Genomic DNA, 13,216 nt, shown 5'->3' on the forward strand with positions numbered 1-13,216 from the left:
TACTTGGTATATATTATAATCAATAAACATAATATTTGCAAGATTATATTAATTATTTTAAACTATAATATAATGAAGATATTCAAATGTTTTTGAAGCAGAATTATATCTTTTGCTGTCGGCTTTAAATCTGCTGTATTCTTTAATAAATAATCCGTATTTTCCTTTTTTTGACATTATTTTCTTTATATCTTCCAATGACAATAAACCTTCATTATTATAGCTTAAAAATATATATTTAGCATTAGCTTTATTTATTAACTCTTCAAATGCATTATAAACATAATTCTTATTGCAGTATAATGATTTTATTCTGTCATTTCTAAGTCCCGTTTTTCCTTTTATTACAGGATCATCATATTTAGCTATAGTTTCAAGTATATGATAATTATCTGAATATTGTCTTCTATTATATGGCGGATCTAAATATAATATATCAGTTTTAATATTTTCTATTAATTTATTGGCATCTTCATTATATACTTTATGAGCTATATCACTTGTAATAAATTCACAAGGAAAATAATTGAAAGTCTTTGAAGCCGTTTTTTTTATATCTTTTAAAAATGCTCCGTAAACTGAAGCTGTATTTGCACATTTATCAACATTTTCAAGTAAGCTGGCAAGAAGAAAATAATATTCATTTTCATTAATCTTATTATCATTAAACCATTCCTCTATTTTCATTCTTATGGCATCGCATTTCATAGCATTTTCATCTGAAAAGTATATTCTCTTATGTTCTTTATCTTTAGTGCCTCCTAAAGAATAATTATTATAAATAAAACCTCTTTTATAATCTATATTATTTAAATACTCGCATACAATTATATATTTTTCTTTAATATCGGCTTCTTTTAATTCTTTTATTTCTTCACATAAACCATTAAAATCCAAATATTTATGATTTTCTATATAATGCTTATTTAAAACATAACTGTAATACTGAATATCATTAGCTATAATTGAGAAATTTTTAGATTTAAAATACTTTCCGACAATACCTGTGCCTGCAAACAAGTCGCATAATGTATGGCAATCACTATCTATTACAGAAATTATAGATTCATATAAAAAATCTAGTAATGATAATTTACTTCCTATATAATTCATAAATTATACCTTTGTGTTCATTAACAATATACAAAACTTTAACATAAAAACTATAGTATATAAATAATTTTTTAATCTTATTATAACTACCCCACTCTATAATATAATTTGTTAATATATAAATTTTAGTATTCTAACAATTTTAATTTTTCAATATTTATTATATAATAACTTTAAAATGTTATAGAGCTATTATATAAAAAAATTATATAGATTTAGTTATTTTTTATTGATATTAAATATATATAATAAAAATCGAGCCAAAAAACTTGTGTAACTTAATTTACTATTTGAGACTTTGGCCGAAATCGAGTATAGCAATAATAAGAAATAATTTTAAGGAGAGATTTATATGAGTGAAGATATTTTATTTACAAGAAGAAGCATAAGAAAATATATTAAAGGAAAACAGGTTGAAGATGAAAAGATAGAATATATGCTTAGAGCAGCTATGTATGCACCTTCTGCCAACAACAGAAGAAATTGGGAGTTTATAGTAGTAAAAAACAGAGAAACATTAGATAAAATCATGAACTCTCACCCTTATGCTAAAATGCTAGATACTGCTACATTAGCTATAGTTGTATGCGGAGATTTATCCGATGAATCAGGTCAGCTTTATTGGCAGCAAAACTGTTCTGCAGCTTTAGAAAATTTGATGCTTGCAGCAAAAGCTAAAGATTTAGGAAGCGTTTGGATTGGTGTTGCTCCTCGTGAAGAGAGAATGAATGAAATAATAAAAATATTTAATTTACCTGATCATATTAAGCCTTTAGGAATAGTTGTTATTGGTTATCCTGACGGAGAGCCTGCAATGCCAGACAGATTTGAGCCTAATAAAATACATTATGAAAAGTATTGATAATATATATCTAAACAACTATATTTGTCAAAAATTATTTTATTATTTTTATTATTTGTGGGGACTAGCCCCCACACCCCACTTCTTTTGCGACCGAAGGGAGTGCCTGTGGTATTGCCACAGGCGAAGCCCGCCTACGGCGAGAAGCAGGCACAGCCCGCCTTCGGCGAAAGGCTACATTTAAACTTAAATTTAATAAATTATCCTACATATAATATAATTTTAGTATGATTTAGTACTAATTTCATACTTGCACTTTCGCCGCAGGCGGACTTCGTCTGGTTCTTTTTGCGGCGGGAAAAAGAACGATAAAAAATTGACAAACTTAAAAATTTTCAGTATATTAATATAAAATTATAAATATATGATAAAAAAATAAAAACAAAATTTATTATTAGGAGATTATTTATGAAAAAAATTTTTATTATATTATTTATGATTTTTGCTGTATCATTCATAAATGAAAACTATGCTCAAAATGCTACTAAAAAAGTTAATATAAGTTTCGATTATACAAAAAGACCAGGTTATTCAAGCAATCAAATAGCTGTTTGGGCTGAAGATAATAACGGAAACTATATAGCCACAATATATATTACAGATTTTACAGGAAGAAGAGAAGGCTGGACATATAGAAAGCAATCTTTAAATAATTGGCAGAAAAAAGCTAATGCTCAAAGTATAGATAAAAAAATAATTGATGCTGTATCAAAATCTACACCAAAACAAGGCAAAGTTAATATAGTTTGGGACTGCAAAGATAATCAAGGAAACATAGTAAAAGACGGCACTTACAGAATAGTTGTTGAAGCTACTATATATCAGGATAATAATGTACTTTATACTTCTGTTATAAATATAGGAAATCAGGCTAATTCTCAAAAAGCATCAGCTAAATACTCAAAACCTGAAGCTCAAAAAATAGATATAATAAAAAATGTAAATGTAAGTTTCATGCCTTAAATGCAATTTACTCTATTATATTGACATATACACTTCTATAGTATAATATAAAACCTTTCTAATATTTATGAGGGTAAAATATGTTAAAAAATAAAAATATTTTTATAATAATTGTATCTTTTATTTTCTTAATAATAACATCTTTATTTCTATATTCTCAGGAATATGACACCAATTACTATAAAAATCTTTTTGATAAAATGTTTACAAATAAAGATGAATTAAAAGAAATGGCAAAAGACCCTAAAGAATATATGGAAAACTTAGCAAAAAAGGCAGTAGAAAAAGTATTAAAAGAAAAAATAGAACTTTATAAAAAATATAATGTTATAGAAATAGAAAGTTTAGAATATGAATATCAAAATACTGCAGAAGGTTATGGGGATTTAGAAGATGTTAAGAAGTTTATACAGAAATATGATATAAACGGAGTATATGACGGATATACCTTGCTTTATACTTATTCAGGATATAGAGGCAGCACTGATATAGTAGAGTTCTTACTTGAAAATAATGCTGATGTTTATCAAAAATCTATTAATGGTAAAACAGCCCTTTACAGTGCTGTAGATGATTATGCTTATGATGTTGTTGAAATTATCTTGAAACATTATAAAAACGATGATGATATAAATGATGAGTTTTTGTTGGCAGTTAATCAAGAAAATGAACCTATGTTAAAAAGGCTATTAAAAAAGAAATTTTTATTCTTTGGAAATAAATTCAAAATGGACTTAGACAAAGGGCTTGAAATAGCACTTGATAAAGGCAATGAAGATATAGCTGCCATATTGGTTTTAAACGGAGCTAAAACTGATAATTTTTTATATTATTTTAAATTGGTATTTGGTAAATATTTAATTCTTATAGCTATTCTTATAGCTGTTATTATTATTTTTATTAAAGCATATAAAAGAAGATATATTCCTACTATTTATCAAAATACAGTAACGTTTATAACTTTTAAAGATAAAGTAAATAATATGTATATTTACTGTTATGCTTATTATGGCAGACTATTATCTGTAATTAGTGGTTGTTTTGGAAATATATTTATAAATAATGATAAGATAAAAGGGTATTATAATATACTCAGTAATTTTATGGATAATTATATTTCTATTTATTGTTTTGATGATAATAAACAAAATGACAAAGAATATTTTAGCTGGTATGATATTATTATAGAAAGAAATGAAAAAGCCATTATAAAATTTGATTGTTCTCTTTATGATTTTATAAATAGTGATAAAAAGGAAATTAACTATATTGTGGAAATATCTGATTCTAAAATTATAAATGGAGTTTTTGAAGTTAATAGAAATCCTGATATTAAGGTAGAATATTTTAAATTAATATTTAAAAAGATAGCAAAATCTAATCATTTGATAAATATTCTTCGCTATTTATTTGATCTCTATCATTTCAATATAAAAAACAATGATAAAATTAATTCATATATAAACGGAGATAATAAATCATTTTCTGAGAAAACAAATGAATTGAAGATAAATGTTGAACAGATTTTAAAGAAACATGAGAGTATGTTATTTAATGATATTAAAACTAAATACTATGATAAACTTAAAGATTTTTATAATGCTGATAATATAGTTTATTTTGATGATAAAACAATATGCGTATACAAGAGATTTGCTAAGATAGAAGCTAATAATAATCTTATAGTAAATAATATATCGCTCATAATTGATTTAGATAATGAAAAATTAATAAGTCCTTATTTTAAAGATTTTGTTAATAATGCTGATGAGATATTAAAAAGATATAATGTTCCTAAAAACTTTTATAATGATACAGACAATTTAATTTTTCTTATAACAGAAGCCGGTATCATATTAATGAAAGATAAGGGGCATAAAAAAATATTTATTCCTTTAGATGATATAAAATATAATATTAATAAAGATCATTATTTGTCTTATTTATTTGATTAATTTTTGTACATACCTAAACAAATAATATTTTTAAAATTTAAAATATTTGCAGGGCTTTGCCCTTACGAAGTACACGGAGTGCAGCACCCCACTTCTTTTGTTGCCACAAAGAAGCAAAAAGGCTATATTTTAGCTTAAATTTAATATTTTATCTTACAAGTAAGACAAAATTAATATTATTTAGTACTAATTTTATACTTGCACTTTCGCGAAGCGTATCCGAGTTTATCGAGGATATAAGGTTCTTTGACGAAGTCAGCAGAGCGTATGCGGCGGGAAAAAAAAACAACAAAAAATTGACAAATTTAAAAATTTGCAGTATATATTATTTTTAGTATGATTCAATACTATATTTTTTAATGAAGATAAATAAAAAAATATAAAATATTTTAGTATAAAATGAATTTTCATTGACATAATTCTAATTTTTTATATAATACCATACCATAGGAGGTTATATGATATGAAAGGTAGAATTTTAAAATTTTCATTCTTTTTATTAATTTCAACTTTTTTATTTGTTAATATTGCATGTGCTAAAAAAACAGAAAAAAACACAAATATCCCCGAAGACCTATACGGTCAATATTTTATGTCGGCTGATGAAACCTATATGAAATCGCTTCTTATAATTGTGGGTTATGATGGTATAGAAATTAACTACCCTAATGATGAATCTACAATAGAAGTTGTAAAAAAGTGTGTAGACATTGTAATGGAAAGCGACAGAGCTATAAAAGGAGATATAGGAAATAGTAAATTATCACAAGCAGCAGACAATCATTATAAAACTATATCTTCAAACGATGCTCACTTAGAATTTAAATTTACTAATGAAGCACTTGAACTATCTGTTTATGATGGAACACAGCAAGTTAACTCAATTAGTCTTAGTAAATTAGGAAAATAATATTTTAAGTGAATAAAATTATAATTAGATACGATAAGTGTGGCATATAAAAAATCGTATTTTTAAATTTTTATTCACTTTATTAGTTTTTTAATAATGGATTTATATTTAATCCTAACAAAAATAAGTGAGCCTAAACCAGCTAGCTTATATATGGCGAACTGAGTAGGCACACTTTGTGTGGGCGAGCATAACAACAATAGGAGTTTATTATGATAGATAATATATTTGATTTTCTCTTGAATCAAAATGAAAATACAAAGTTTATTCTAGGTATAGTTTTTATTGTTATTTTTTATATTATTTTTATGTATATAAAGAAGCGTTCCAAGAAATGGTATTCTCAAAATAAAATAATAGTAGATGGAAAAGATTTTTTTATGCTTAAAGATAAAGTAAATAATATATATATTAATTGCTATAGATATAAAGATAATGCTTATGCCAAATGGTTTAATGACAACAAATCTAAAATGGAGGATATACTATCATTAAACAATAATTGGGCAGAAGATGAAAGTAGAATAAAAAGACAATTTGACGGTTTTGCAAATGAATATTTTGACCGTTTCCCAAGTCAAATATTTATAAATAACGGCGATGAATTAATTATCCGTGAAACTAGTAAATTATACATAGATGAAATGGTGGTTTACCATGATTATGACAAAAAATATTTTAAGGATTTATATTACAGACAATACGAAATAGAAACCCCTTTTCAATATTATGAATTTAATCCAAATGATAAACCTAAATTTGAGGGTTGGTATTCAAAAGAAGATGTAAGAGATCAGTTGGCAACTATAAAATTCAGAAAAGAATTAGATTATGAAAGAACATCTAAAATTGAATATACAATGGATATTGAAAATAAAAGAATAGAAGGAGTTTTTGAAGTTATTAGAAAGCCTGAAATAGAAGTAAAACAATTTTATATTCCAATTGAACAGATGAGTTTTCCTGATAAACTGTCTTACAAATATGATGGTTTGGGAGTTGATGAAACAAAGAAAATGCTTACTAATTATTTATTTAATTTCAATTATCCTTTTATTAAAGGAAAAGAAAAAATAAATATGGCTATCAGCGGAGCTTATAATTTTGATGAAAGATTCAAACAAGAAAAAGGAAAAAAACTTGAAGAGAAATTGAACCATAAAAATGCTCTTTTTGATATATTCTGTCCTTTAGATTATATTGGTCTTATATATTATAGGAAATTTAAAGACTTTAGATGCCTTGATATATCATACTATGATAATGAAGTAATATGCGTATACAAAAGAACTGTAGAAGCAGATGCAGAAAGTAAAGAAGCTATGGTAAAGAATAATTCTCTTATATTTGAATTGGATAGTGAAAGAAGTATAAGTTCTTATTTAAGAGATTTGGTTTCTGATAGTAAAGAATTATTATCTAATTATGAACTTACTGATAATTTTTATAATAATATGAGGAAATTAATATTTCTTTTAACAGATACAGGAATTATAGTAATGCCTGAATATCCTGATCTAGATATTAATGACTCTGCAGATGAATATGAAGAAATTGCAGAAAGAATATTCATACCTACAGAGCATTTAAAAAATTATCTAAATAAAAGTCATTATTTATTTAATTTTTTTGATAGGCAATAATTATTTTTATAATTAATTTTCATATACTGAAACAATTATTTTTGTAAATTTCTATATTTTTATAGATATATTATCAACTTTTTTGCCGCACACGCTCTGCGGGCTTCGCCAAAGTTGCTGCCGACACCGCAGGTGGACTTCGTCGGCACGCTTTGCGAAAACGCAAGTACTTTAACTCTATATGTAGAGAATATATCTTAAATGTAGTATAAATACGCTGAAATTCAAGTTACACATTGCCGCACACACATAGCAGTAAGTTCACTCACTAGCTTATATATGGCAGCGGCGGGCAGAGCAACAATAGGAGTTATTTATGATATCATTTGGAATATTGGAACCATTAAGACTTTTTCTTATTAGTGACTATTTTTGGCCTGTTTTGTTTGGAGCTGTTGCCATTTTTTTAGTTGTAATTTTTAAAATTGAGAAGGAAGCAAAAAAATGGTATGCTAAAAATAAAATATTGGTGTATGAAAAAAAAATTTTCATGCTGAAAGATAAAACAAATAATATATATATTAATTACTATAAATATAAAGATAATAATTATGATGAATGGTACAGAAAACATAGCGGTAAAATTAAGCATGTATTGAATGTAAAATTTGATAATTTCGCACATGAATATTTTGCTTCTTTTACAGGTCAAATGTTTATAAATAGTGAAAATAAATTAATGATTCGTGAAACTAATGAATTAAATAATAATGAAATTAATGTTTACCGTGATTATGATATGGATTATTTTGAAAGACTAAAGGAAAAGCAATTTAAATCATATCTTCCTTATGAAACGTCATGGAAAGAATCATTTAAATTTAATAAATGGAATTCAAAAGAAAAGAATAGAGAAATTTTATTAAAGATAAAATTCAAAAGAGAATTCAATTATGAAAGAACATCAGAAATTGAATATACTATGGATATTCAAGGCGGAAAAGTAGAAGGGGTTTTTGAAGTTATTAGAAAACCTGAAATTGAAATAAGAGAGTTTTATATTCCAGTAGAACAGACTACTTTTACTAATGATAAATTTTCAGCTTACCTTGGTATGGATGAAGTAAGAAAAATGCTTACTAATTATTTATTTAATTTCAATTATCCTTTTATTAGAGGCAAAGAAAGAATAAATTCAGTTATCAGCGGAGCTTACAATTTTGATGAAAATTTTAAAGAAAAAAAAGGAAGAGAACTTGAAGAAGAATTAAAAAATAAAGAGCTTATTATAGAAAAATTCCATCATTATGATCAAAATAAAGGGTATTATGCTGATGAAATTGGTATTATATACTATAAGAAGCTTAAAGACTTTAGATGCTTTGATATATTATACTATGATGATGAATTAATATGTATATATAAAAGAACTGTAAAAGCAGATGAAATAAGAGATGAAGCTACAGTAAAGAATCATTCTTTTATATTTGAATTAAACGGAGAAAAAAGTATAAGTTCTTATTTAAGAGATTTAGTTCCTGATAGTAAAGAGTTATTATCTAAATATATAGTTCCTGACTATTTTTATGACAATATATATAGTTTAATATTTCTTTTAACAGATACAGGAATTATAGTAATGCCTGAATACACGAATCTAGTTCTTAATGATAAAGATTATGATTTAGAAAATACACATGAAAAAATTGCAAGTAGAATATTTATTTCTTCAGCTGATTTAAAAAATTATTTAAATAGAAGTCATTCTTTATTTAGTTTTTTTGATAGGCAATAATTGCTTTTATAATTAATTTTTATATACTGATACAATTATTTTTATAAATTTCTATATTTTTTATAGAATTTTTATAGATATATTATCAACTTTTTTGTCGCACACGCTCTGCGGGCTTCGCCAAAGTTGCTGCCGACACCGCAGGTAGACTTCGTCGGCACGCTTCGCGAAAACGCAAGTACTTTAACTATATATGTAGAAAATATATTTTAAATGTAGTATAATACGATGAAATTCAGGTTACACATTGCCACAGTCACACATAGTAGTAAGTTCACTCACTAGCTTATTATAGGCGTACCAAGTAGGTACACTTCGTGTGGGCGAACATAACAATAATAGGAGAACGTGAAAACAATGAAAAATTTAATAACTAAATTTATGGATAAAGATATAATAATTTTGCTAGCAGTAGTAATTTTAATAGCTGCTGTCATAATAATTATTAATATACCTAAAAATAAGGCTAATAAAAATCCTGTAAGATTTTATAAAAATAATTTTTTTATGCTTAAAGACAAAGTTAACAATATATATGTTTATGCTTATGAACACCAAAAAAATGATAATTATAATAATTTATATTTTCCTAGAGATAATGTGTTTCCATATTTAGGAAGAGTATATATAAATAATGATAATGGCTTTATTATAAATGATGTTTACTTTTCATCTGAAAGAATAGGAGTTGATAATTATTATGATAAAGATAATCCAATTTTAATTAATAAACACTCATCAGAGGGTAATAAATCTTCTAGATATGATGCTGAAACTTTTGCTGAAATAAAATTCAAGACAAAATTAGATGATACATCAAAATCAGAAATTGAGTATGTTATTGAGTTTAAGCCTTATGACAGTATTGTTGACTATGTTGGCGATAATATTAAAAAAACTTTAAGAGAGCCTGTAAAAATAGAAGGAACTTTTGAAATCATAAGAGAAGATGAAGCAGAAATAATAAGACTGCATAATACAGACATATTGGGGTTGTATAATGATAAAAGTATTTTATTCAGTTCTGAGAGAATATTTTCTCTCAATGTATTTAATTTTGATTATCTTTTTATAAATGGAAAAGAAAAAATAAATTCTTCTATTAATGGAGTTGAAAAATTTTCAGATAAGTTTTTGAAAGATAAAATAAATGAAAATAAGGATATAGTAGAATCGTATGTAAAAGAGTCTAAAAACAGACATTGGAAATCATTAATGGATGAGAGTATATTAAATTATATTGATAATTATGCTGATTATTATAATGAACTTAAAGAGTTTAAAAGTTTTAATATATTATACTATGATGATAAAACAATATCTTTATATAAAAGAGTTTCAAAGCTAGAAGATTTAAAACTTTCTGAAATAGATAATATGTTTATGACATTTGAGTTAGAAAGTCAAAAATTAATAAGCCCTTATCTTAAAGACTTAATAAATGACCCCGAAGCATTATTAAAAAAATATAATGCCCCTAAAGATTTTTATTCTAATATAGATAGTTTAATTTTTGGTGTAACTGATTCATTTATTATAATAATGAAAGAAAAAGGCTATGGAAAAATATTTATAGATTATAATAATATGAAAGAGTATATAAATAAGGAGCATTATTTGGCTTATTTGTTTAATTGATTTTTATATCTAAAAAATTTAGTTTTTTAATTTTTACTATTTGTATTAATTGACTATTAAATTATAATTTTTGGAGTTAAATAAAGATTATGAAAGAATTATTATATAGTATTCTCTATAACGAATATCTTGTTTTGATTATTTCTATTATTATTTTGATTATTATTTTTAAATTATTAATGAGAAATAAATACCGTCCTTATTTTGAAATAAAGGATATAACTTTTACAATACTTAAAGATAAGATTAATAATATATACATTTACTGCAATAAATTTGAAAATGTTGATGATGGCATACATTACTTATATCTGGGTAAAATTTTTATAAATAATGCAGATTTATTTGGTATTTATGAAATTAGAGGAAACAGCAGTAAAATAGAAGTTTTTGATTATGATAGTAAAGAAGAATTTAGAATATCTAATATAAAAAATATCGCAGAAATCAATTTTAAAAATAATAATATTTCAAAAGCTGAGTACATTATTGAGATTAATTCCAAAAAAATAGAAGGAGTTTTTGAATTAATAAACGAGCCTAAAATAAATATAAAAAAATTTAATATATACAAATTTGGATATTTAAAAAACTATAGAAAATTAATTATAATTCTTAACTATTTATTTAATTTTTATTATGCATTTATAGACAATAAAGAAAAGATAAATTTTGATATTAACGGAGAATCTAGTTTTTCAAAAGATTTTCAGTATAAAAAAGAGAATGAACTTTCAGATGAAATTAATTCATTTTTGAAAAAATTTTCTGTTTATGAATTACAAAAATATTTTGTTGATATCAAAGATTTATATGCTTTTAATATATTATACTATGATGAAAAAACTATTTGTATTTATAAAAGACTTATAAAAACAGAAGATAGTAAAGAAATTATAATAAATAATGTTTTTCTAATTTATGATTTGAATAATCAAAAATTAGTTACTCCCTATTTAAAAGATTTAGTAAATGATACTGAAAAATTACTAAAAGAATACAATGCTCCTAGTGATTTTTATTCTAATATAGATAATTTAATTTTTTTAGTGACAGATTCATTTATTATAATAATGAAAGAAAAAGGCTGCGGAAAAATATTTATTGATTATAAAAATATAAAAGACTATATAAATAAAGAACATTATTTGGCTTATTTATTTAATTGATTTTAATTTCTTAAAAAGTAAATTATTAGATTGTTATATATTTTAGAAAAGTTTGTAGTTAAAAATAAAATAGTAAAATAAATTATACAATTTTTAGATAAACAATAAATAAAGATGAATAATAAAAATTTAAAATATTATGACAGTACTATACTATAAAAGAAACAAAAATATCTCAGCTAATTATTAATTATCAGCTGAGATATAATATTTTCAATAGTTCATTTATTATTCAGTTACAACAGAGATAGTTTTCTTTCCGAATTTATTAGTATGGAACTTCACATAACCAGAAGCAGTAGCAAATATAGTATGATCGCGACCTATATCAACATTTCTTCCAGCATGGAATTGAGTACCGCGCTGTCTAACTATAATATTGCCTGATATAACTTTCTGACCGCCGTAAACTTTAACACCTAAACGTTTAGATTGACTATCGCGTCCGTTTTTAGAACTTCCGCCGCCTTTTTTATGTGCCATTTTTATACTCCTCTTTATATTTTATAAAATCAGGATACTCTTTAATTAAAGATTTTATACCTATCAAATATCCATTACTAACTATTTTATACTCTATTTTTTTATCATTTTCAAGTTTATCAAAATTAACAAGTTCTAAACTCAAAAATCCATCTTTTATTTTATACTTTAGAAATCTATTTTCAACTATAGATAACAAAGCTTTATACATAGCCTGTGTTAATGCACTCAAAGCTATACAAACTTCATAACCTTCACCCGACTTTTTAATACCTGCATGCCCTTCAACTGTTATGCTTTGTATAATAAATTCTGTATTATATACTACATTAACAAAAGAAGCCATTAAACAGCTATATCTTCAATAGTTATCTTATGGTATTTATGTCTATGACCTGTTTTTCTTCTATAGTCTTTTCTTCTTTTATGTTTTCCGATAACTACTTTATCGCCTTTCATCATTTCTACTATTTTAGAGCTTACTTTAACGCCATCAACATAAGGTGTACCTACTAAAACACTTTCATCATCTTTTTTAAGAAGAAGAGTTTTAATTTCAGGAGCTTCTTTAGCATCATCGCCTAGATATTCTACTAAAATATCCTGACCTTTTTCCACCTTGTATTGCTTACCTTTTACTTCTACGATTGCATACATTATTGCTTATCTCCAATTTATATATATTTTTATTTTATACAATACTATGAGTACTCTATATTACTACATTAAATTAATTTTGTCAAGC

At 24.6% G+C, this 13,216-nt stretch carries 12 protein-coding genes; 8 read left to right on the forward strand and 4 right to left on the reverse strand.

The genetic code is table 11. The features are described 5' to 3' along the window. Positions 1-57: 57 nt before the first annotated feature. Positions 58-1,113, reverse strand: coding sequence for a DNA adenine methylase (locus BHYOB78_RS10285; protein WP_020064057.1), 1,056 nt, complete (start codon positions 1,111-1,113; stop codon positions 58-60). Between the two features lie 352 nt (positions 1,114-1,465). Between BHYOB78_RS10285 and BHYOB78_RS10290 the strand changes: the two genes are divergently transcribed. The 8 genes from BHYOB78_RS10290 (at position 1,466) to BHYOB78_RS10325 (ending at position 11,988) form a co-directional block, all read left to right on the forward strand. Continuing rightward, complete coding sequence (locus tag BHYOB78_RS10290; RefSeq protein ID WP_012670720.1) at positions 1,466-1,975, forward strand: nitroreductase family protein; 510 nt, start codon at positions 1,466-1,468, stop codon at positions 1,973-1,975. 408 nt (positions 1,976-2,383) lie between these two features. Beyond that, on the forward strand, positions 2,384-2,938 hold the full coding sequence (locus tag BHYOB78_RS10295) for a DUF2271 domain-containing protein (RefSeq protein WP_020064058.1): 555 nt from the start codon (positions 2,384-2,386) through the stop codon (positions 2,936-2,938). An 80-nt stretch (positions 2,939-3,018) separates the two neighbouring features. Further along, complete coding sequence (locus tag BHYOB78_RS10300) at positions 3,019-4,893, forward strand: ankyrin repeat domain-containing protein (protein ID WP_020064059.1); 1,875 nt, start codon at positions 3,019-3,021, stop codon at positions 4,891-4,893. A gap of 463 nt (positions 4,894-5,356) precedes the next feature. Next, positions 5,357-5,803, forward strand: a complete 447-nt coding sequence (locus BHYOB78_RS10305) for a hypothetical protein (protein WP_020064060.1) — start codon at positions 5,357-5,359, stop codon at positions 5,801-5,803. A 215-nt stretch (positions 5,804-6,018) separates the two neighbouring features. Continuing rightward, positions 6,019-7,446, forward strand: coding sequence for a hypothetical protein (locus BHYOB78_RS10310; protein WP_028331294.1), 1,428 nt, complete (start codon positions 6,019-6,021; stop codon positions 7,444-7,446). A gap of 316 nt (positions 7,447-7,762) precedes the next feature. Beyond that, positions 7,763-9,181, forward strand: coding sequence for a hypothetical protein (locus BHYOB78_RS10315; RefSeq protein WP_020064062.1), 1,419 nt, complete (start codon positions 7,763-7,765; stop codon positions 9,179-9,181). A gap of 357 nt (positions 9,182-9,538) precedes the next feature. Next, positions 9,539-10,819, forward strand: a complete 1,281-nt coding sequence (locus BHYOB78_RS10320) for a hypothetical protein (RefSeq protein WP_020064063.1) — start codon at positions 9,539-9,541, stop codon at positions 10,817-10,819. A gap of 89 nt (positions 10,820-10,908) precedes the next feature. Further along, a complete protein-coding gene (locus tag BHYOB78_RS10325; protein WP_020064064.1) occupies positions 10,909-11,988 on the forward strand; it encodes a hypothetical protein in 1,080 nt (359 codons plus the stop codon). A 228-nt stretch (positions 11,989-12,216) separates the two neighbouring features. On the opposite strand, the gene rpmA is transcribed toward BHYOB78_RS10325, so the two are convergent. The 3 genes from rpmA to rplU are packed head-to-tail and all read right to left on the reverse strand — an operon-like array spanning position 12,217 to position 13,128. Further along, positions 12,217-12,471 (reverse strand): 50S ribosomal protein L27, encoded by a 255-nt coding sequence (gene rpmA / locus BHYOB78_RS10330; RefSeq protein ID WP_012670728.1) that lies wholly within the window; start codon positions 12,469-12,471, stop codon positions 12,217-12,219. Then, on the reverse strand, positions 12,461-12,817 hold the full coding sequence (locus BHYOB78_RS10335) for a ribosomal-processing cysteine protease Prp (protein ID WP_012670729.1): 357 nt from the start codon (positions 12,815-12,817) through the stop codon (positions 12,461-12,463). The genes rpmA and BHYOB78_RS10335 overlap by 11 nt, the downstream gene beginning before the upstream one ends. After that, a complete protein-coding gene (rplU, locus tag BHYOB78_RS10340) occupies positions 12,817-13,128 on the reverse strand; it encodes a 50S ribosomal protein L21 (RefSeq protein WP_008722750.1) in 312 nt (103 codons plus the stop codon). The genes BHYOB78_RS10335 and rplU overlap by 1 nt, the downstream gene beginning before the upstream one ends. Positions 13,129-13,216 lie beyond the last annotated feature (88 nt).

The organism is Brachyspira hyodysenteriae ATCC 27164, assembly GCF_001676785.2.
In the GTDB taxonomy this organism is placed as follows: Bacteria; Spirochaetota; Brachyspiria; order Brachyspirales; family Brachyspiraceae; genus Brachyspira; species Brachyspira hyodysenteriae.